The 20482-nt window shown below is 39.7% G+C and carries 22 protein-coding genes; 4 read left to right on the top strand and 18 right to left on the bottom strand.

The annotated features are described in order from the left end of the window. The first annotated feature begins 75 nt into the window (after positions 1-75). From BDD43_RS26395 to BDD43_RS30290, 3 genes are all read left to right on the top strand, one after another. Positions 76-1203, top strand: a complete 1128-nt coding sequence (locus BDD43_RS26395) for a lanthionine synthetase C family protein (protein ID WP_121201226.1) — start codon at positions 76-78, stop codon at positions 1201-1203. Beyond that, positions 1204-4326, top strand: a complete 3123-nt coding sequence (locus tag BDD43_RS26400) for a lantibiotic dehydratase (RefSeq protein ID WP_121201227.1) — start codon at positions 1204-1206, stop codon at positions 4324-4326. A 256-nt stretch (positions 4327-4582) separates the two neighbouring features. After that, positions 4583-4756 (top strand): class I lanthipeptide, encoded by a 174-nt coding sequence (locus tag BDD43_RS30290; RefSeq protein WP_162847177.1) that lies wholly within the window; start codon positions 4583-4585, stop codon positions 4754-4756. Between the two features lie 81 nt (positions 4757-4837). Here the strand turns inward: BDD43_RS30290 and BDD43_RS26405 are convergent, their stop codons facing one another. The 18 genes from BDD43_RS26405 to BDD43_RS26500 all read right to left on the bottom strand — a co-directional run bounded on the left by BDD43_RS26405 (position 4838) and on the right by BDD43_RS26500 (position 19468). Continuing rightward, on the bottom strand, positions 4838-6319 hold the full coding sequence (locus BDD43_RS26405; protein ID WP_121201228.1) for a S41 family peptidase: 1482 nt from the start codon (positions 6317-6319) through the stop codon (positions 4838-4840). A 407-nt stretch (positions 6320-6726) separates the two neighbouring features. Continuing rightward, entirely contained in the window at positions 6727-7689 is a 963-nt protein-coding gene (locus BDD43_RS26410; protein WP_121201229.1) for a DUF5712 family protein, read from the bottom strand. 34 nt (positions 7690-7723) lie between these two features. Next, positions 7724-8275, bottom strand: coding sequence for a BfmA/BtgA family mobilization protein (locus BDD43_RS26415; RefSeq protein ID WP_121201230.1), 552 nt, complete (start codon positions 8273-8275; stop codon positions 7724-7726). After that, entirely contained in the window at positions 8248-8787 is a 540-nt protein-coding gene (locus BDD43_RS26420) for a hypothetical protein (RefSeq protein ID WP_121201231.1), read from the bottom strand. Before BDD43_RS26420 ends, BDD43_RS26415 begins: the two co-directional genes overlap by 28 nt. 201 nt (positions 8788-8988) lie before the next feature. Next, positions 8989-9300, bottom strand: coding sequence for a hypothetical protein (locus tag BDD43_RS26425; protein ID WP_121201232.1), 312 nt, complete (start codon positions 9298-9300; stop codon positions 8989-8991). Next, the gene (locus tag BDD43_RS26430) at positions 9297-9560 is read right to left on the bottom strand and encodes a helix-turn-helix domain-containing protein (protein WP_121201233.1); all 264 of its coding nucleotides are present in this window, start codon (positions 9558-9560) and stop codon (positions 9297-9299) included. Before BDD43_RS26430 ends, BDD43_RS26425 begins: the two co-directional genes overlap by 4 nt. Positions 9561-9579: 19 nt before the next feature. Next, positions 9580-9849, bottom strand: coding sequence for a helix-turn-helix domain-containing protein (locus BDD43_RS26435; RefSeq protein ID WP_121201234.1), 270 nt, complete (start codon positions 9847-9849; stop codon positions 9580-9582). Between the two features lie 171 nt (positions 9850-10020). Beyond that, entirely contained in the window at positions 10021-10806 is a 786-nt protein-coding gene (locus BDD43_RS26440; RefSeq protein WP_121201235.1) for a hypothetical protein, read from the bottom strand. 45 nt (positions 10807-10851) lie between these two features. Beyond that, complete coding sequence (locus tag BDD43_RS26445; protein WP_246001803.1) at positions 10852-11487, bottom strand: TetR/AcrR family transcriptional regulator; 636 nt, start codon at positions 11485-11487, stop codon at positions 10852-10854. Positions 11488-11590: 103 nt separating this feature from the next. Further along, on the bottom strand, positions 11591-12871 hold the full coding sequence (locus BDD43_RS26450; protein ID WP_121201237.1) for an aminotransferase class I/II-fold pyridoxal phosphate-dependent enzyme: 1281 nt from the start codon (positions 12869-12871) through the stop codon (positions 11591-11593). 416 nt (positions 12872-13287) lie between these two features. After that, positions 13288-13965 carry a hypothetical protein gene (locus tag BDD43_RS26460; protein ID WP_147425749.1) on the bottom strand — a complete coding sequence of 226 codons (678 nt, stop codon included), beginning with the start codon at positions 13963-13965 and terminating at the stop codon, positions 13288-13290. A gap of 85 nt (positions 13966-14050) precedes the next feature. Next, complete coding sequence (locus BDD43_RS26465; RefSeq protein WP_121201240.1) at positions 14051-14611, bottom strand: hypothetical protein; 561 nt, start codon at positions 14609-14611, stop codon at positions 14051-14053. 72 nt (positions 14612-14683) lie between these two features. After that, complete coding sequence (locus BDD43_RS26470) at positions 14684-15502, bottom strand: hypothetical protein (protein ID WP_121201241.1); 819 nt, start codon at positions 15500-15502, stop codon at positions 14684-14686. 23 nt (positions 15503-15525) lie between these two features. Further along, complete coding sequence (locus BDD43_RS26475; protein ID WP_147425750.1) at positions 15526-16308, bottom strand: hypothetical protein; 783 nt, start codon at positions 16306-16308, stop codon at positions 15526-15528. A gap of 801 nt (positions 16309-17109) precedes the next feature. Next, positions 17110-17736: a helix-turn-helix domain-containing protein gene (locus BDD43_RS26485; RefSeq protein ID WP_121201244.1), complete on the bottom strand. Its 627-nt coding sequence runs from the start codon at positions 17734-17736 to the stop codon at positions 17110-17112. A gap of 6 nt (positions 17737-17742) precedes the next feature. Continuing rightward, positions 17743-18333 (bottom strand): RNA polymerase sigma factor, encoded by a 591-nt coding sequence (locus BDD43_RS26490; RefSeq protein ID WP_121201245.1) that lies wholly within the window; start codon positions 18331-18333, stop codon positions 17743-17745. Between the two features lie 12 nt (positions 18334-18345). After that, the gene (locus BDD43_RS26495) at positions 18346-18915 is read right to left on the bottom strand and encodes an RNA polymerase sigma factor (protein ID WP_121201246.1); all 570 of its coding nucleotides are present in this window, start codon (positions 18913-18915) and stop codon (positions 18346-18348) included. Positions 18916-19015: 100 nt separating this feature from the next. Next, complete coding sequence (locus BDD43_RS26500) at positions 19016-19468, bottom strand: hypothetical protein (protein WP_121201247.1); 453 nt, start codon at positions 19466-19468, stop codon at positions 19016-19018. 377 nt (positions 19469-19845) lie between these two features. On the opposite strand from BDD43_RS26500, the gene BDD43_RS30440 reads away from it, so the two are divergent. Then, a complete protein-coding gene (locus BDD43_RS30440) occupies positions 19846-20412 on the top strand; it encodes a hypothetical protein (protein ID WP_211339738.1) in 567 nt (188 codons plus the stop codon). Positions 20413-20482: the final 70 nt, after the last annotated feature.

Below are 20482 nucleotides of genomic sequence, written 5' to 3' on the forward strand. Positions count from 1 at the left end.
GAGGGCAGCTCTCATCGGATTTCCACGAAGAAAGAATGAGCAGGCTAACCAAGTCATCGCTCGAACGTCGGATTAATGTCCGGAACTTGGGGCCAAGCAATATACATGTTTGAATTCGGCATATTAACCGATAATCAAACGTTTATAAATCATGGAGTCAAAATCATAGAAGATAGTATTATAAAAATAAATAACAGCAAAGTTTCTTGCTCACTCAGTAACGGATTGGCTGGTTTTGGTTGGCTTATAAATTACTTGATTAAAAACGACTTTATAGACGAGGATTCAATTGATGTTCTTAGACCTAGCCATCCATATTTATTAAATTTTGCTGGACAAACAATTAAGGATGGCAATTATGATTATCTGCATGGAGCACTTGGAACAGGAATTTATTTATTATCTGGATTAGAGGACTTAACACTCACCATTGGACTTGAGAACTTGGTACAACAATTAAACTTGCTATGCATTAAGGGCCCTAAATATACAGGAAAGTGGACATTTTACGACTATAATGGTCGTCATAATGGGCAAATAAATACAAGTCTATCACATGGGATGGCTAGTATAATTCTATTCTTATGCGAGGCTTTTAAAGCTCAAATTGCTCCTAGTATATGTTTGGAATTAATTGAAAGGGCTGTAAATTTTTATCATAGCATTTGCCAAAATACAGACATAGATAAATGCTTTTTCCCAGATATGCTTTATACAGATCAGAATAATACAAAAAAAAAGTCACGTCTTGCATGGTGTTATGGCGACTTGGGCATAGGTTGGGCTTTGCTAGAAGCCTCTGCAATTTTGAACGACAGTTCAACTTACGACCTTGCAATGGCAATTTTCTTGTATAGCGCTAATAGGAGGTCTTTACCGGACAATGAAGTTTACGATGCAGGGTTTTGTCATGGAACCGCCGGTATCGCACATATTTTTCATATGGTGTATCAAAAAACAGCAGACCTAAATTGTAAAGATGCAGCTCGTTTTTGGATCAATAAGACTCTAAGTTTTTCAAGCTCTAAAAATGCAATTGTTGATCACACCCCCTTTAGTACTATATCGGGTACTTCCAGCCCATTGCTTGGTGAAATAGGATTATTGGAAGGCATGGCCGGTATTGGAATGGTACTCCTTAATAGTATTTGTTCCAGTAAAACTAATTGGGATTCATGTTTACTTTTATCATCATTAAAATAAATGGATCATAAATACACTGACCGTTTTTTTATTCGGGTACCTATAGTTTCAAAGAATTATCTATGGCTTTTTTTCCAAGTCCAAACTGACGGAGAGGTAGTTGAGTTTATTATCAACCACTTCTCAAATCCCTCGAATGAACTTGCCCTATATATTGCCTCACCATCATTACATGAACGATTTCTGCAATTTAAAAATGGTCAGATTACCAAGCCGAAAGATACGGAGAACTTACTTCTGTCTCTGTCTAAATATTTGATTCGCTCGTCAACTAGATCGACTCCATTTGGATTATTTGCCGGTGTTAGCACTGGTAATATTGGCCAGAAAAATTCGATAGAACTTAACCCATCCAAAACTATTTTAAAGAACGAACTTAAAATTAAGTTAATTTCAAGTTTGAGCGAACAACTTATTAAAAATCCTTCCATAAAATCAAAGTTGGCAATTGTCAAAAACTCCAGTGTTTATCGAGTAGGCCCGCAGTTAAGATATGTTCAAAAATATTTAAAAGAGTCAAAAACTTTATATCGTGTGGTTTCAATTCAATCGACACCGCATTTAGAATTTATATTGAACGCAACGGGAACAGCGATCCCTTTAAAAGAATTAGAAAAGCAAATTCATTTGTTTGACGCGAAACTTGCTAAAAAAGAAATACTTAGCTACATAGATAATTGCATCAAAAACCAAATTTTAACAACTAACCTTGAATCTAATTTGGTGCCAGGAGAAAACATCGAGGAGTTGGTAAGTTTATTAAAATCTATTCCGACTAAAACAACTCTTCGTATCAATAATTATGATATCTCCGCTGGAAACCTTATCGATATTTTGCAGATAAGCGAATCGAAATTAACAAGCTCTAATTTCTCAGTAAGTCGCTATAGAGAGATAGAAGATAAATTTGCTTTCATTTCAAATGAGCTCAGTCAAAATGTACTGCATTCTGACTCCATTGTAAGTTTTAACATTTGCGAAATAGACAAAAAAATACCAGAAAACGTACTTAAGGGGGTTAAGCTGATATTAAATCTGTCCAACAGCGATTCACAACTTTTTAATTTTAAGAGAAGCTTTTTACAAAAGTATGGCGCATTTGCAGAAATCCCACTGCTGCTTGCATTGGATGGTGATGCTGGCATTGGCTATCCAACTAAAAGAGAAATACATATAGGCCAAAGTGCTACTAATGAAGCGTCAACAAGATCAATTCGACAATTTTTATTAAAAAAATTATTACACGCAACTAAACACAATTTGAGAATAATAACGCTCAAAGAAAATGAGTTGGATGACTTAATTTTGGATGATCGAGGGGGATTGTCAAATTCATTTTCGTGTGTTGTATCCTTGCTTAAAGGCGAACGTGATATAAATGTATTAATATCAGCCATTAGAAACCCCGGAGGGGCAAAGATATTAGGGAGATTCTGTAAACTTGATCGTACTATAGAATCTTTGGCGAAAGAAATAATAAACAGCCAAGAATATTCTGAGAATGACAATTCAATTATAGCAGAAATCAACCATTTTTCTAATGTTGAGTGGGGAAATCTATTAACCAGGCCCAAATTTCATAAATATGAGATACCATATTTGGGAAGGTCTACCCTGAACAATGAAACACAAATTCTTCCAGAGGATTTATTGATAAGTGTGGAAAATGAACGATTAGTATTGCGTTCTAAATCACTAAATAAAATCATAATTCCGCAACTTAATAATGCCCATAATTACAAATACCTCTCTACTCCAGTATATGAATTTTTATGTGATCTGGAAAACCAGGGAAGTACTGTCAATGCAGTAATTGATTGGACGTGGTTCGAATCTTCAACCAACTTTATACCTAGAGTAATTTATGAAAATATAATTTTAAATGAAGCCTACTGGATATTTGAAACTAAAGAATTTGATTCATGGAGGTACCTGAACGATTTGTCACTCGGAGATGAAGTGAAAAAGTGGAGAATTCGTCATGAAATTCCCAGATACATTTCAATTGCAAACGGGGATAATTTCATTGTTATAGATTTGGAAAATGCCTATTGCTTAAAGCTTATGTTGCAGGTTCTAAAGAATCAAAAAAGTATAAGAATATTTGAATATTTGACTGATTTTGATAGAGATGACGCAATTGTGAAGGATGAAGAAGGCAAAAACTATGGGAATGAAATAGTGTTTTTTTATCAAAAGCCCAGATCGAGTAACTCAACGCAGATTCAAGAAAGTATTAATGATTCAAGAAAACTATCTTCTTATCCAATCGGGTCAGAATGGTTGTATCTCAAGGTATATGCTGGTTTTGCGGTGCAGGAAATTATATTAGCGGAATGCTTACAGTCGTTGCAAAAAGAATTAAAAACAACGAAAATGATCAGTAATTCCTTCTTTGTAAGATATGATGACAGTGATCCACACCTTCGCTTAAGGTATCAACTTATTGAAAAATCTAGCCTCCATATACTACTTAATATGTTTAACGAAGCCGTTAAACAATATGTATCTGATGATATAATTTGGAAATTACATATTGATAGCTACAAACCTGATTCCTATGGGCCTTTCGATATTCGGCTTGTCGAAAAACTATTTAGTATTGATACTGATTTTTACTTTTCCCTACTTCAATTTGAAAAAAATGAATTTTTAAAGGTAGATCGAAAATTTATTGCTTATAAATGTATCGATATGTTTCTGAACAATTTCAACCTTTCTTTTGATGAAAAATTAACTTTTACGGGAAATATCGCAAAAAACTTTCTAGATGAATTTGGAAATACAACTATTTTAAGAAAGAAAACTACCGAATTATTCAGAAATGAATCCGAAAAATTAAATATTTTATTAAACACAGATATCAACGAAATCCACAAATTGATTGATGTCAAGATCATCAAATTATTAAATAACAAATCAAAAAAGGAAAAAAATATCATTTTGCAAATTCTCGGTCAAAAAAAACTTAAGTATAGTAATTTTGAGAAAATTAACCTAATGTCCAATTGCGTACATTTATTTATGAATAAGCTTAATTCATCTGACATTAGGCGAAACGAAATGGAAGTATACAACGTTTTATGGCTACATTACCGAAAACAATCTGCAATAATAAGCTAGCAAATTTTCTTTATTACAATTTATAATCTATAAATTTACTTATGACAAATTTGAAGATGTCGAAATTGAAAAAACATGACCGTCCAATTTTTATTGACGTTTTAATTTCTGTATTGCCTCCAATTGGAATGTCTATCATTTTATCCTCTTGGATTAGAGGATCTGATATAAAAACCTCGGATGTTTTGAGAGTAATGATTGGCTGCGCGTTAATAGTAATCTATTATATACAAATAACAAATCTTAACTTTTTATCATGAAAAAAAAATTAAACAAAAAATTGGCTCTAAACTTGGAATCAATCACAGAACTTAATGAGGAATCGATGGCAACAACCAAAGGAGGAACTGTATATATAACATCCCTTTGTTTCATTACTTATGTTTGTATAACATATGGTAAATGTACCCCTCCGCCTGCAACTGCTTAATTTTCCAACTTAAATAAATTCAGGCAACTGAGTTTATTTAAGTTTCCAAAAATCCTGAAGTAGAAAAAACGCATCCCTTCTCTAAAGTACTCTCAAAATCCAGTTTCTAGCTACCGTTATCAGTTCATTAGGGTTTTTATGAGTGTCCTCATCTATTAGAATTTCAGGTATTAATTTATCATCATATTCATTCTTATTTCGATCTGCTACATTACCACTAGCCAAATAAAACACATCTCCATTCGATAGTTTATATCCTTGATTTGCAGACAAATATCCGCCAGATGCTTGCCCAAAAAATCTAGTATTTTTTTTATTCTTAAAAGATACAGCAATCATCTCTCCACTGCTACTTGTTTTATTTCCAATTAATATAGCTATCCTTGTAGCTGAATTTTTCAGTTTATAATCATCTTTAACCTGCATTACTAAGACCTTCCCAATGTATACTTTACCATCGTTGTACGACCACGATGTGTATTTCTTACTACCACCAATCGTTCTTACAAAATAACCGGCTACGCCATTTCCTAATAATGGACCCAGGCCAGCGATCTCGGGGTACATATTCCCTCCCGAATTATTCCTTAAATCAATAATCCAGCCTTTAATGTGATGCTTGTTTATTCGTCTTATTATATTTTGAATTTTAGACGCAAATTTTTGAGATGTCAATACATTAGTTGTGCTAAAGCCATTTAACTTTATGTACCCTATATTATTAGATACTAGCGAATCGATTAATTCAGTTGAACCGGCATTGTTACCTCGGGCATAATTATCAGCCATTTCCTTGGATAGAATAAGAGAATGATTGTCTCCTACTAACTTTAGCTGATTTAAAATGTATTCTAATACATCCTGCGCATCTTGCGTTTTATTTAAACCTAATGAAAGTTTAGTGATGTTTTCGTTTATATCGGACCAATTTAATTTATTTGCTACGATAGAATGCTCCTTTATTAAGTCGATGACTTCGGTTAAAAAGTCAACAACTTCCTTTGAAGTTTTCCCCTCTCGCTTAATAAAATTATTAAGTTTAAAGTTGTCAAACCAAGCGGAACCAAATCCCTGTAAGTAACCTCCAAAAACAATCCTTTTGGCATTAGTATCTAAAGATAAACTTAGCTTGTACTTAGACCAATCATTTGTGCCGTTGATAAGGACATTTTGTATCTGTGAGTTTTGAAACCCTATTATATTGCCTTTTTTGTCCAGTATTTGACACCATAATCCTACACTTCCTTTAATATCTTTAGTCTTAATGTAGGCTGATATTGACACTTGCCGTAAATTTGGAGTATCAATTGTTAAAATCTGAGAAAAGGGTGCGAACGAACTTTCATTAACATTATCGCTCCCAATTACGCTTAAAGAGTTAAGACCTTGGAATTTTGTATCATGATCCACAGAAATGACAAAACCTTGTACTTTAGTAACATTCCAGTTCTCCGGTTTGCGATCTACTGTATCTTTTATATTTTCAAAACCAGGATTTTTAATTTGTCCTAACGAGTGAATACAATTTATTAATAATAAAGAAACTATAATTATTTTCCTCATTAAAGGTATTTTTATTCGTAATAATACAAATAAAAATTAGTAAAAGCGAATTACTTAAACAGTAAATTTCCGACATTTTCCAATTCGATTAAAAATATGTTAAGATACTTTTTGGCTTAAACTGTCTTTCTACAATTGCTTTCTGTTATGTAAGACATAAACAATTCCAAAATGATCAGGGTTCACAGTGGGGTGATTTTTGGAAAGAAGTAGGTAATTAATCACGGAACAACTCAAATTAAGATAATCTCGCCGAATTGGTCAGCCTCGTGGTTTGTCCGATCAGCATTTTAGGTGGACTATCATTTTACCCACAATGATTAAAACTGCTCCATCCTTATTTATATAACCGTACTGTCTAATTGCCGGGTTGGTCAGGACAATTCGATTGTTAAAGGAATCAGTCCCTACCGCATATTGGTCCTGGCTTTCCTTTTACGGTGCCGGTTCCTACCGAGAATGGCCTCGTCATCAATATCGTCTGCGATGTCTATTCTGAAAGGTGCAGCCCAACTCTCAGGCGAATAGCCGATTTCTGTTGTCTGTTCTTGTATATCTGGTGCCAATTCTAAATCTACCTGTTCCTGGGATATATCTGTACCAATCTCTGTCTCCCGCGCTTTAACGAACGTTTCCTGTTCCCGTTTTTCCATTGTCGCCCTTTCGGTTACGCTGCCGTTCTTTTTGGTATTGGCATAGGCCAGTGTATCTTTAAGCTGCCTGTCAAATTCAAACAGGTTGTCGAACAGACTTTCACCGCATTGTTTAAAGGCCAAACGGTCAAACTGGCCCATCTTTTTGGAATGGGCCGCATTTTTGCCGCGCGAATTGTTCATGGGGCTAAGTTTAACCGTATTACTCGCATCTTTACGGCTCACGATGATCTGAACATGCAGCTGTTCGCCCTCCTTGCGGTCGCCTCGCTTTTTGAGCCTTTGTTTAACCTCAGGGTCGCTGTGACTGTAATAGCGGTAGTTTTCCAGCTTGGCAAACCATATCAGATCTTCGTGGCCGTTAATGCCCTCCCGTTTAAAATTCTGCGCGTAGGCATCCATCACCCTGACCGCAAATCCTTTCATTTGGTCTATGGCACCATCTTCGCCGTATTGCTCCTTTAGAAAAGCAATCTCCTTCTGGCTCGGGCTGATATTGACCAAAAAGAATTTGGCATCGTCCTTCCCCAGCTTGGCAACATTCCCGTCTATTTTCCGCATGACCTCATAAGGCTGAATACTCACATGTTGCCCGTTGAACCAGTATTCCGGTTTTTGCTTGCCATCTATGCGGTTCTCTTTTTCGAGGTAATGCACCAGCTTGCTGCTGCTCCCTTTGTTTTCCGCTTCCCTGCTGTCTGAAATATTGATAAACATACGCCCCCTAACCCCCTGAAGGGGAATTAAATTATTATAGTAACCTGACCTGCTCTTTGGTGGCAGCAATCAGTTCTTCCTTTTCCCGACCCGATGTCATCACGCCAAAAGCATCCCTCGACCGGATATAGCCATCCAGGATCAGCACAAACTGTCTTTTCAGGTTCTCTTTGGTTTGCATGGCTTTCAGGATGATGTCCAGCACACGGCCTATTTCGCCGAACGCTTTGGAATGGGCGGTTTGATTGTTCAGCACTTTTACATTATGTTCCAGCACTTGGGTATTGAAGCGCTGGATGATCTTGCCCTGTGATTCGGAAACCCTGTCCATCTCTGTTTTAATGGGGATGAGTAGCATGTTCTCCTGTGTCCTGATAAAACCGATATATTGCTGGTGGTTCTTCATCAGTGCATTTTTTAACAGTTCATCATTCAGGTCTGCGGGGTCTTTCTTGCTTTTGTAAAAATAGTCCACCATCTGAATAAAGACCTGGCGTTTGGTGCGGCCCAGTTTGAGGGCTATCTTTTCAAACTTCTGGTCAACCGCTTCGGGGTATCTTACTGACTTAACATTAATATCGTCCATATATTCTTTGTTATTGGTAATAGGCTGTACCAACCGCCTGGTATGGGGCGATACAGCGCGTTAAGCGTATATACAGTTATGAAGGATACCCGCCGGTATCCTGTTTTCTTTCTTTTTGCCGGTAAAAACGCGGCTGAGTATCCCCGGAGGATACTCAAAACCCCATTTGCAGCGCAAATGGCAAGCAGAATAGGGCTCTGCCCAATTCCCGCTTGCTCCAAACGATTTTTCGTTTGGACACGTGCTTTCGGTAAAAACTGCGTTTTTACCGGCCCCTGAGCCGTTTGCCGTGGTTTAGGCATGGCCTTAACTGTTTTTGTGTTACAAAAACGATGCTTTTTAGGTATTGGAATTCGTATTGGCGCTGACAGCGGCAATACGAAGGATGGTATACGGCTGTTGGTTACGTCGTAACCGGCTCCTTTGTATCTGGCGATTAAATCGCTGGTTCTATTGTGACGGGTTATACCATCTCCCGTTATCCGATAACGGGTTACTAAATCGCTGGTCATATCGTATCAGGTTACTAAGTTGTTGGTTACTTAATCTCTCGGTACGATGTACCGGGAGATTTCATATCTGTATAGCTGTATATTCAGATACATAGATATTCAATATTTTGTACCGGGATTTTATAGCTATATAGCTGTATATCCAGATACATAGCTATTCAGCTATTTTATATCGCCATATCGGGATATAAATAACCCCGGTCATCCAGGCCATTCCGGCCAGTAAACCAAGCATCCTCTTGTCGGATGATAGGATGGCTGGTAACGGATGTAACCTGATTCATCAAGTTCACGAATGCACTTATGATAGGTCGCTACCGACGCGATCCGGCTATAGGCCATGAGCGTTTTCCGGTTAACGGAAAATGGATTTGCAAATCCGCTCCGCTGCCAGCAAACAAACAGGCCAGCGAACAGGCTCACATGGGTGGCCAGCATCCTGCTGTCGGCGCTCATGCGCCTGACCCACCGGCTATAGTCGGCTGCTTCACGATGGATTGCTGTAGATGTCATTGCTTGCCTCCCTCTAATAATTTGGTGATGTCCTCTAATTTGTAGTACATCATCCCGCCGATCTTCGAATATCGCAGCGTCCCGTTAATGCGCAAATTTTGCAGGGTGCCCGGTGAGATGTTGAGCAACTTACGTACTTCCGCACTTTTGAGCCATTGCTTGCTTTGGCCTTGTTCGGGCTTGATCAACTGCTTGATCTCGGTCAGCATTTCGCTTTTAAATTGTTTTAAATCTTCTTTGGTGATGATCTCCACATTCATAGTTCTTTCCCTCCTTAAATTAATCTGTCATGTTTTGCTGCATGGCTTTCAGCACATCGCTCTTTTTAAAATAGACCCGCTTGTGCAGGCGCAAAAAGGGCAGGCCCTTTTTCATCCAATCGGATAGGGTCGCCAGTGACACGCCTAATTCAGCCGCCAGTTCCTGTTTGGACAATAGACGTTCTTCAGCCGTCTGCTGGCTGCCACCTGTTTTAAAATGTTCCTGTAGTTCCGCCCTTACTGCATCCCTGATGCACCGGCTAAGGGCTTCGTTGTTGATAATTTCCATAGCCTTTGTTTGAGGACAAAAGAATGCTATGGAACCGGCTTTTTGTTACCACAATGCCTGCGTGGTAAATTTGAAGTGCTTTGAATTTATTTAACCAGCACATTAAATAGTTCAATATCAATTTGATAGAGAACTGCTGCTTTTGGGGATTTCAATAAAGCAGTAAAAGCATTATTTCCCTTTTTTTACCGGGGTGATGGTGTAAAGCTTGTGCTTCGCGGGTATTTCATTTTCTCTTCTCAAAGGATTTTTAGGATCGATGCCGCGCAGATAGTGCCTTAACCTGTCTATTTTAATTTCTTTAAGCTGGCCTTTATTTTCATCATCATATTCCCGGAAGTACTTGCTGATCATCTTGGCCCAGGCGTTCTGGGCGGGGGTGATTAATAACTCCTTGCCGTCCGTGGCTTTCAGTTCCTGCATTTGCAGGCAGAGGTCGAGCACTGCCAATGCCTGGCCGTCCCTGATTATAATATAACCATCGGTTTCCCATTGGCGGGTTTCTTTCAATTCTGCTTCTAAATCTGCAACCTGTTGTTTGAGGGTATGGATTTCAAACTCCTGCTGTGCAATGACAGCATCGTTAGCTTTATGGATATTCCAGCGGTCGGCTGAGATCAGCACTTCGGTGAATTTATTTAGCTGCCTGATCTGCCGCTCGTTTGTCACATGGTCTTTATCGTATATATTTCTTCCCATCAGCACTTTGAGCTGCCTTTCGATCAATCCCCATAAATACCTGAGAAAAATTTCTTCACTGCCGTCGGCATGCTTGGTTAAGTAATAAGCCAGGTGGCGTTGGTAAAATTCTTCAATTCGATCTTCGCTAATGGCGAATATCCTTTTAAACAAGTGCTTTAAAAACTGCTCACGATCCCATGTCAGCGGGTTGCCAATATCAAGGGTGTCTTTTGAAAAATCGAAACGGTCGCGGGGTTTAAAATAGGTGACGCTCATAGGTAGATAGTTTATTTAAAAAACTGTCTTGCAAGGTCAGAACAGTTAATTGCCGTAGGTGTTCTTCAATATCAAACTAATCGCTTTTTTTATCCTTTCCATTCCTTCCTTTTTATTAAGGTCGATTTCACAAAAAGTGGTATCGGTTGACCTGGCGTGTAGTACCAGGTAATAGATACCTGCGACCAACAAAGCGGACACCGCCCGCAGATCAATGTCTTTGCCATTTAATTCTTTATCGGACAATGCAAAAAAATGTGTACTTAATAATTCCCTTTCCTCGCAGACCTCCTTCATGATCCTGGTGCTTTGGCTTATTTGCCATAAAACGATCTTTTGCATTTCTTCTTCGGTAGAAAAAAAATCAAGCTGGTTGATCAGCATAGCTTCCAAAATATCTTTAGTCCCTGATTGTTTTTTTTCCTTCAGCAAATCCCCGGCATTACCAGGGGCTGCGACCCAATAGTCCTTGCTGCGGACGTAAGTCTCGATCAAACTGTCTACCGTGCCGAAATAAAAGGAGATCAGCCGCCTGCTCAGGCCCGCCTCTTTGGCGATATTGGTCGCGCTGAGGCCGATATACCCTTTGGTTTTGATAACTGTCCCAACAGCTTCGATAAGCTTTTGGGTAGAGCGACCCCTGTCATTAGATGGCCCTTGGTATCTTTTTTTTGTCATCATGTTTTTTTCGTGCTGACTAATTTATGCATTTTTAATAACAGGGGGCCACCGGGATCAGCCTATCGGCGAAGGGACAGCGCTTTGTAGCAGTGATATTACATCACTAACTACCGGTCTTGGCAAACCTTATCTTTTTATTTACATATTCAAACGCATTTAAAACGATGTCCAGGTGTTCACGGGTATGGGTTGCCATTAGGCTTGTCCTGATCCGCGCATCCTTGCGGGATACACCGGGATAAACAATAGCGTTGGTATATACCCCGGCCTGTAACAGTAATCGTGCGACATCGCCCGTTTTATGCGCATCCCCGACTTTAATAGGTATGATAGGTGAGGCTGTGCTGCCAATCTCCAATTTCATATCCAGTAACCCTTTTTTATAATAAGCGACATTCTCGGCAAGTTTAGCGCGCCATTCCGGTTCTTCATCGATTAAATCGATGGCCACCAGTAAGCCCGCTGCCGCCGGAGTAGAGGTTGAAGAAAATACCTGCTGCCGGGATTGAAATTTAAGGTAATTAGCAACTTCCGGCTTAGCAATTACAAATCCGCCGATATGCCCGAATGCCTTGCTTAAAGTGCCCGATATGATGTCTACTTTATCCAGCAAATTAAATAACTCGATAGCGCCACGTCCCGTTTCACCAAGAACCCCGATTCCGTGGGCATCGTCTACCATTAAAAAGGCTCCATGTTTTTTTGTCAGGTCGTAAATTTCATTCATCCGGGCCAGGTCGCCGTCCTGTGAATAGACCCCATCAATCACCACTAAGCGTGTAAGAAATTTTGATTGCGCCTCAATCAAGGCCCTTTCCAGGTGAACAAGGCTGTTGTGAGGGAATTTTTTGACGTTCGTTTCATACAAACCCTCATATACGCTGGCATGAACGGCCATATCTACAATAGCGCAATCTTCGGCTTTCAGCATCGCCAGCAATGTCGAACTGTTAGCCGTATACCCGGTGGTATAAATAATAGATGATTCTTTAGGACGGTGAAAGAAAGCGGAAAGTTTATCCTCCAAAGCTACGTGATATTCGTGATGGCCTCCGATTAGGGGGGAGGCCCCGGCTCCGGTTCCGTATTTTTCTATTCCTGCAATGGCCGCCGCCTTTACTTTGGGATGCTGTGTGAAATTTAAATAATCATTGGAAACCAGGCTGACACATTTTTTAGGCTCTTTCTGGAAAGGTGAACTTACCCACATTTCGGGGCCGCAACCATTACTCGTTACAAAACGGTAGTTCATATGTCCCTGCACTTCCATGTAATCCGTAAAATCCTTAAAAATCTCAGCCCGCTGAAATGCGTTTAAATCTGGTACCCGTTCGAAATCTTTAAAGGATGCTTTTTGAAAATCGATGTTGTGTTTTATTGTCATAAGGTGGATATGTAAATCCCAATAAAAGTATAAAAATTCCCCTTGTTGGGATAATTACCCGGTACGCCCAGGTCCATTTTAATAAACCATCCACAAATTATTATCAGACCGGTATCTATGATTTTAATTCGGTTGCGGGCCATTATTCCCTTACATCAAGTACATCTATACTGAATAACATAAATTCGCCTATGTATACCAAGAAAGATGGTTCCTATCTTTATCAGGGAGGTTATCTTTCTGACAGGGACAGTGCATGGATCAATTACTTCTTTCTTCCCTATGTAGCAAGATCAGTTGCTTCTGCTGAGTTAGCGACAACAGTCTATAAGACAATTACCGCACAAGAAAAGATAATCATGGAGATATGCGCGAGCAAAAAAATACAGTGAATATTACAGATTTTAGACTGTTCGTTATAGCCTAACAATAACTCCTAAGACGATTGCCGATGAACGATAAGTCTGGTTAGGGTAGTAAGTAGAGCGTAAGCTTCTGACACCTTTGCCAAAGTCTGTACTGTCCCAACCGATCAATAAACCTATGCTGTGCGAGTCTATATCACGTTCGAGTACAAGTCGTGGCGACCAAGCCACTCCTAACCCGGCATTTGCGCTTTGCTTATCATAATTAATGGTATTGCCCGCAGCATCCTGCCCTTGAACGGTTCCCCAGCCATAATAATTGCCTGCTTTAAGTTTAACAGCCACTGAAAATGTCCAATCTCCGTCCGGGTTAAAGCACCATGATGGGGTGATCCCTATGCCGGTAAAGACAGTTGTACCATATAGACTCTTAAGCGGTTTTAGGGCATCCTTTGGGTCTGTTGATCCTGCTAAAGTAAATGGGCAGTCATAAAGTTCAAAAAAACCGCTGAAACCCGTACTTAAATGTGCATTCTTTAATATGTAGGTACGGTACCCCAGGTCGATGGCTGTTGAAAGCGTAGCTGAACCGTCGTCTTTTCTGGGGAGCCCATAGTCCGGCCACATGGTAGACAACCCGATAGTAAACCCATTATTCTGGGCAACAGCAGCTTGATAAGGAATAATATTGAATAAGAAGAGAAAAGTAAGCAGTGTGAGTAAACGCATATTAAAGTCCCTCCTTTATACCATATCATCATGTAGTACAGTGCAGTTATCATTGCACTTAGAACGTAGCGAAAGTATCCGGTTTTTATTTAAATACATAACCGATTTTAAATCCTCCGCCAGGCCCAACATACCAAGAATTGTCAGCTGGGTAATAGTTGACTGGGACACCAAGCTGGACTTCCATACTGAAATGCGTACCTAAGTTACGCTGTATACCCCATCCTGGCATTACTGAAAGGGCATCACTAAATGTATAACCCGCAGTTTGACTAAGGGGTTTAAATGTATAGCCTGTACGCAGGAACCAAAAATTTGAGGCATTATTATTAATGTCCTTATGTTTGGCAATTCTTTCTTTGAAATGATAATAGTGCCGTCCTTCTATTGATATGAGTGGGGAAAAGGCGTAGCGGTAATCGTTTCCGAAATCACTGGAATAACGGTACGAAATGCCATATTGTGCGCCCGCTTCAAAATACATGGTATTAGTCTGACTGACTTTGGCTTCATAGCTGAACGATCCCCCGATCACTTCAGCATTAATTTTAAGCTGTTTCGCTTTTAAATAAGATGTGGTATCCTGGGCGAACAAGCCTGTTGAAATTAAAAAAGGGATGCAAAATAATAATAATTTTTTTTTCATGTGATATAGGGTCAATTACATTAAGGAGCGGTATAATGTTACATTCATCATACCGCTCATGCATTTATAATGCTATTCTTTTTTTACAGCAATACCTTTCCACTCGCCGTTTAATTTACCAACGGCATAGACGCCGCCGCTAACTAATTCAATCTTTTTAGCTGGTTTAAAGATGAATACTTTATTCGATCCGGTCGAAGAAAATCCTACTATAGCAGTGTTAAAGGTAAACGTTTTTGACATAACGCCATTGCCGGTAGAGCTGTTGTGTACCTGAACATCTCCGTCAATCATGATCTTGTCATTATTGATAAAAGCCAGTTTTGTTGGAGCAGCGGTATAACCAATTTGCTTTTTGATTATTTTAAAGAGATTATCAATCTCGCTATTTTTCTGCTGGTTTAAAAATGCGTTTACATCGAAGCTAAGATCATTTAATTTCGTTCCATAACCAGCTGGCAGGAATGGAAATGCGGTATTTGCATCCAATACATCGCTCACCCTCAGTGTCGTGTATTCGCCACCCAAATTGATTTTTATAGAATGCGCAAGCATTTTACCCGCAACTGTAAAAGGGTCTTGTGGTGGAGTCGTCCCGGGCATTGTAAATGCAGGGATGTCGAGCTTAAATACCAAAGGTGTCCAACCCAACCGCATTTCGTCTTTATTGTCTACAGGCCCCCATACGTTAAAGAATAAAAAGGTGTTTTTTTTCTGAATAACCGCCCTTACACCCAGGGACGCGTATACAAGCCAGTTTTTAGACGAAAAATTGACTTTAAGCCTCCGGTCGGAACTGTTTCGATAGTAGTTGTAATGAGGGTCGCCGAAGATATTTTCCAATAAGCCACCCCAAAAGCCTTTTTTCGGTTCGAATGGATAGATGTCCATACTGGAAAAAGGGTCATTGCTATTTACAGGGGGGGCGTAGGAACATTGCACGAGCCAGGGACCTGTGGATAGCACGGTCTGGCACCGTTAACTACAACAGCCCCATCGGTGCTATTGTAAGTAACTCCGCTTAATGTTCGATTTGTCCTGATAACGCCATATGTGTCAGTTAGATAAATATCATCATTGACTTTATAATTCCCAGCATCCTGATCAACTGTTTGTAAGGAGCTTCGGTATTGTGGGAGTAACATGCCTCCTGCATCAAGCATCGCGTTTAACTGTGCAACCGCCGATGGTACTGTAGCAAATGTTCCGTTTGGTGTAATTTTATAAACAGTGTTTTCTACTTGAATTTCTCCGCTTGCGTTCACAACCTGGTTAAACAGTGGATCATCAATCAAGCTGTCCTGATCCATCTCCGGGGTGCCGTTACCTGGACGAACGGGGCGCCCGGCAGCGGACCGTGCATTTAAATTATTACTGTTAGCTACAGTGGACACCCAGTCCGAATAAGAAACAAAATTGGGGTGAGCGATGGCATTGACTGTATTTTTAATTACCACATTAGTAGTATCGTTCAATGCTTCCTGCATCAAATTTTGAAACGCGTCTGTAGTGGCAAAAGTTAACCTTCCGTCCTGAACCGAAATGTCGGATGTTGACATACTGGATAACCGGGCAGTGGAAAGTTTCTGAAATGCAGGGTCGGTGGGTGATGAACTGTTTTGTAGTGAATTCTCTTTTTTACAAGAGCAGATGAGTGCAAAGGCGCACAACGATAAAATTGATAATCGTTTCTTCATAAAGGTTTAGTTTTAAGGCAGATAGTTAACTTTTTGTTGGTTTAGCTTTTTTCACCATATCAATAATATAGCTTTTACTAAACGAGGCAAATATAATGTTAAAATTCCCGCATTTGGGAATTTTAACATTAATTAAATATTATCATTTGCTATGGTGAGACAACTAACATCAACCACTCTTCAGTGATTTACATTATTTTTTTAAAGATTGAGCTGAAAATGCCAAGGGGGAAGTTCCGCCCCCCCGTTAGGCCTCCGCAGCAGGCGGCAAAGTTATTTGTGGACAAAAATACATCTTTGCTGAACGCTGCCGCGTTGCCGGTAGTTATTTTACAAGGCATGGCAATTGTCGGATTGCGCTACTGGTCTACAGCCTCTTGCCAAGCAAGTTGCCGGGAATACACTAACTTAAAACGGTCCCAGGATATTTCTAATCCATTCTGCCTAAACAGCTATACCAGCGGGCATTTGCGTCCTGAAAGTCATTACGCACATCGGCCCATTTTCACCACTTAAGCACCAAAAGCGCGTAGCCGGGTAAAATGTCAAGGGCGGGGCCGCTGAAAAGCGGACAACTTCCCGCCCGCTTGTATAGCCTTGACGTTTTATCCCGGCGTGGGCTATCTTTGCGATTGTGGTGTAATTGGGTTGCTTTTTCTTTCTTTTTCACGAGCGAAGGGAAAGAGCAAATCTGTTATGAGCGTAGCGAATTTCAGTTTTGCTGCGCGAGGCGAGGCGGGCGGTGGCAAGCAGCCCGCTTTATCGCGGGAAGCATGCAGCCGCTGGCCGGAGCCGGAAGGGTCAGCCCTGCTTAACGTAATATGTCACCCGGTTTTCTACTGTCCTGGCTTCCAGTAGGGGATGGTCGCCGTAAACATACTTTTGCAATACCTCCTGTAGCAATCGGGGCGCATATCGTCTTTGGATTTGTTCCCGGCTGCATTGATAGATATCCCAGACTTCCATTCCTTCCGTGAAACTCCCGCCGGTAATTAACCGGCTGATCGACTCCTCAATTTTAACTTGAATGGCTTCCTTGTCCTTCGGCTGACTGGCAAATTCAGGCCTGTCTTCTATGATCTTGTAAAACAGTTCGCTTTGACCTGCTGCCTTGATCCGGTAAATGCTATAATAATTTCTAAAGGAGTCCTGATTGTAATCTGTGAAGATTTCAATCTTTTGTTGTGATATAGGATAGCCCGGTGTTAATGCTAAAAGCTCACAATCAAAAATTATTGCAAGGCGGTTCAGATCGGTTAAATAAACTAAGGCATCAGTATCAAAACTCTCAATCCTGCTAACCTGATCCGGAGGGTAACCGAGCAGAAAAGATAACTCTTCCTGAGTATAGTCAGCCGCGATACGTTTCATTTGCAGCCTGTAGATCATGTCTACATAAAATGTTATGGTACTGTGCTGTGCTTGCATTATGAATCAGTGTTGGATGAGTAGGCTGATGAAGACTATAACGGCCAGCTTGGTTTTCAAAATCCTGACTGCATGGCCAATCTGCTTGGATACGTTACTTTCAGTTACATTCAATTTGACAGCAATTTCTTTGTTGCTCAGTTGCTCCTTCCGGCTCAGTTCAAAGATACCCCTCATTTTCCGGGGCAAATTTGCGATGTGTTTGTCTATATGGCGCTGTAGCTGTTTTTCGCGGATCTGGTAATCTGCTGTGGGGCTATGGTTGCTTTTGATAAAGGCCTGTAAGGAATCAAGATATTTCCTTTCTACCTTCTCATGGGAAAAAAATCCAAATATCTTGTTTTTCATCGCCACGTACAAGTACCCGTAAAGAGTTGTACCTCCAATATTATAGGTATCTCTTTTAAGCCAGATGGCCGTAAACAAGTCCTGGATAATGTCTTTTGCCAGTGCTTCGTTCTGTAGCTTTTTATAAGCATGCACGTAAAGGATTTTAGCGTAACGCCGGTAAATTTCTGTATAAGCGGCATGATCGGAGGCTTTCAGCAATTCGGTCAGTTCTGAATCGGAAAGGGTTTGATAGTCTTTTCTGGTCATGGCTTCTTTCTGTTAAAACATGATGACGCTCAGCGTCGTTTTTAAAATCCGCAGAGCATTATTAACTTGTTTGGAAACGTTGTTTTCGGAGGTATTCAATTTTTCTGCAATTTCCTTATTGCGGAGTTGCTCTTTCCTGCTTAATTCGAATATAACCTTCATTTTAGGGGTTAGCTTTGCAATGTTTTTGTCAATATGGGCCTGTAGCTGTTTTTCACGGATTTGGTAATCTGCTGTGGGGCTATGATTGCTATTGATAAAGGCCTGTAATGAATCAAGATATTTCCTTTCTACCTTCTCATGAGCAAAAAATTCAAATATCCTGTTTTTCATAGCCCTGTATAAATACCCGTAAAGATTTTCACCTGGAATATTGTAACTATCTCTTTTATGCCAGATGGCCGTAAACAAGTCCTGAATGATGTCTTTGGCCAGTGCTTCATTCTGAAGCTTTTTATAAGCATGCACGTAAAGGATTTTAGCGTAACGCAGGTAAATTTCTGTATAAGCGGCATGATCGGAGGCTTTCAGCAATTCGGTCAGTTCAGCATCGGAAAGGGTTTGATAGTCTTTTCGTGTCATGACTTCTTTCAGTTAAAAGATGAAAAATCGATAGTATTTGATGTCCTGTGGTTCGGATGAGCCCAATAATACTATTGGCAGAAATAGGAAAGATGAGGGGTTAAGCGTCATTACCGGCCTCCTTTCTTGTAGAACGGTGATAGTTATATAATGCGGAGATTAGTTGCGGTAATTCGTTTTTAAAGCATTCTACCTGTGCGGGCGTAAGGTCGGCAATCTGTTTACCATGGCCTGCAAGTCCGAAAAAGAACCACCTGTTGAGTTCGTCTTTAACCTGCTCAAACTTAACATTACTGAAGAAATCGTCTACGGCTACTTCCTCCGGGGAGAATAGAGCTGGTTTAAAAGGTCTGACATTAACATCCGCGGCAAATGGCTTTTGTCGGCTAAGGTCAATTTGATTATGATCAGAAATAACATGATCAGGTTTGAATACCGGCTTGATGAGATTAGCAGAAGGCCTTTTACGGTGGAGTAAAAGAATACGAACAAATCCACTCTTAAACCATCTGATGTATATATTATAAAATAAGTTGCTTTTCAGACGTTTCATTTTTCTTTCAATATCATTTTGATACCAAAAGGAAACTTAACAAGCACAAAAAAGGGCCGCCTTAGTGCTTATTCTGCGAAGAAGGCGTAGGACCGCCACCGCTTTCACGGCTGAACACAGAATAAAGCAGGCGACCCAAATCCTTATACTACACAAAGATAGTATAGGAATTGAGTTCTACCATGCCTCTTGTGTTCAGAACGTCCTACTTTTCTTCACAAGACCTTTGGTAATAACTTCAATACATTCATTACAAATTGAGAGTCCTCAACTCTAAACTTGCATTAATTTCAGTAAATATACATAATATATGTATAAAACAAACTATTATGTGTAAATAAACACCGAGCAGGTACTTTCAACTAAAATCACCTGCGATGGCTAAAAAAAGCGACAGAAAACTAAACGAGTTAGGAGAATATTTAGCTAAGAGATCAATAAATAAATCAGAAGTCTGTCGTAAAACAGGAATTCATCCGACTCGAATGACGTGGTTATGCTATGAATCGATAACTTTTCTAAAAGCGTATGAATTACAATTAATTGCAATGAGCATAAAAGTTGCTCCATCCGAAATGCAGAACGATTTATTCGGTAATTTGAAACTCAAAGAAGATAATAAAAACATCTCTGAACAAGAAAGACTTAACATTCAAATTATTAATCTTCTAAAAGTTTCTAATAATTCTCAAAACGAAATCATTACCGATATTAAAGCTATTGAGCGAATTGGGAAAATAATAACTTTCTGTATGACCAGTAAAACGGAAGCTGAAATATTAAATCTTATAAGTCTTAAAAGAAAATCTCATAATTTTATTGCCTTGCTTAAGGCTTGTGTTCAAATTAATTGGTTAACTCAAAAGCAGACTAAAGAAGAAGGCAAGGTTATAAAGACCTATACTACAACTGAATATGGGAGGCTGCTATTAGAAAATGAATAGTCGCTAATGCTATCCAACCAACATTGTTATTACAAACCGTAACAATATCGCCCAACAAGTAACTGTAATG

The organism is Mucilaginibacter gracilis (assembly GCF_003633615.1).
In the GTDB taxonomy this organism is placed as follows: domain Bacteria; phylum Bacteroidota; class Bacteroidia; order Sphingobacteriales; family Sphingobacteriaceae; genus Mucilaginibacter; species Mucilaginibacter gracilis.

Excerpts from the sequence above, each read along its gene's own strand:
- BDD43_RS26395 (WP_121201226.1), top strand. The coding sequence starts at position 76 with ATGTCCGGAACTTGGGGCCAAGCAATATACATGTTTGAATTCGGCATA.
- BDD43_RS26400 (WP_121201227.1), top strand. The coding sequence starts at position 1,204 with ATGGATCATAAATACACTGACCGTTTTTTTATTCGGGTACCTATAGTT.
- BDD43_RS30290 (WP_162847177.1), top strand. The coding sequence starts at position 4,583 with ATGAAAAAAAAATTAAACAAAAAATTGGCTCTAAACTTGGAATCAATC.
- BDD43_RS26405 (WP_121201228.1), bottom strand. The coding sequence starts at position 6,319 with ATGAGGAAAATAATTATAGTTTCTTTATTATTAATAAATTGTATTCAC.
- BDD43_RS26410 (WP_121201229.1), bottom strand. The coding sequence starts at position 7,689 with ATGTTTATCAATATTTCAGACAGCAGGGAAGCGGAAAACAAAGGGAGC.
- BDD43_RS26415 (WP_121201230.1), bottom strand. The coding sequence starts at position 8,275 with ATGGACGATATTAATGTTAAGTCAGTAAGATACCCCGAAGCGGTTGAC.
- BDD43_RS26420 (WP_121201231.1), bottom strand. The coding sequence starts at position 8,787 with ATGACCAGCGATTTAGTAACCCGTTATCGGATAACGGGAGATGGTATA.
- BDD43_RS26425 (WP_121201232.1), bottom strand. The coding sequence starts at position 9,300 with ATGACATCTACAGCAATCCATCGTGAAGCAGCCGACTATAGCCGGTGG.
- BDD43_RS26430 (WP_121201233.1), bottom strand. The coding sequence starts at position 9,560 with ATGAATGTGGAGATCATCACCAAAGAAGATTTAAAACAATTTAAAAGC.
- BDD43_RS26435 (WP_121201234.1), bottom strand. The coding sequence starts at position 9,849 with ATGGAAATTATCAACAACGAAGCCCTTAGCCGGTGCATCAGGGATGCA.
- BDD43_RS26440 (WP_121201235.1), bottom strand. The coding sequence starts at position 10,806 with ATGAGCGTCACCTATTTTAAACCCCGCGACCGTTTCGATTTTTCAAAA.
- BDD43_RS26445 (WP_246001803.1), bottom strand. The coding sequence starts at position 11,487 with ATGATGACAAAAAAAAGATACCAAGGGCCATCTAATGACAGGGGTCGC.
- BDD43_RS26450 (WP_121201237.1), bottom strand. The coding sequence starts at position 12,871 with ATGACAATAAAACACAACATCGATTTTCAAAAAGCATCCTTTAAAGAT.
- BDD43_RS26460 (WP_147425749.1), bottom strand. The coding sequence starts at position 13,965 with ATGCGTTTACTCACACTGCTTACTTTTCTCTTCTTATTCAATATTATT.
- BDD43_RS26465 (WP_121201240.1), bottom strand. The coding sequence starts at position 14,611 with ATGAAAAAAAAATTATTATTATTTTGCATCCCTTTTTTAATTTCAACA.
- BDD43_RS26470 (WP_121201241.1), bottom strand. The coding sequence starts at position 15,502 with ATGGACATCTATCCATTCGAACCGAAAAAAGGCTTTTGGGGTGGCTTA.
- BDD43_RS26475 (WP_147425750.1), bottom strand. The coding sequence starts at position 16,308 with ATGAAGAAACGATTATCAATTTTATCGTTGTGCGCCTTTGCACTCATC.
- BDD43_RS26485 (WP_121201244.1), bottom strand. The coding sequence starts at position 17,736 with ATGCAAGCACAGCACAGTACCATAACATTTTATGTAGACATGATCTAC.
- BDD43_RS26490 (WP_121201245.1), bottom strand. The coding sequence starts at position 18,333 with ATGACCAGAAAAGACTATCAAACCCTTTCCGATTCAGAACTGACCGAA.
- BDD43_RS26495 (WP_121201246.1), bottom strand. The coding sequence starts at position 18,915 with ATGACACGAAAAGACTATCAAACCCTTTCCGATGCTGAACTGACCGAA.
- BDD43_RS26500 (WP_121201247.1), bottom strand. The coding sequence starts at position 19,468 with ATGAAACGTCTGAAAAGCAACTTATTTTATAATATATACATCAGATGG.
- BDD43_RS30440 (WP_211339738.1), top strand. The coding sequence starts at position 19,846 with ATGGCTAAAAAAAGCGACAGAAAACTAAACGAGTTAGGAGAATATTTA.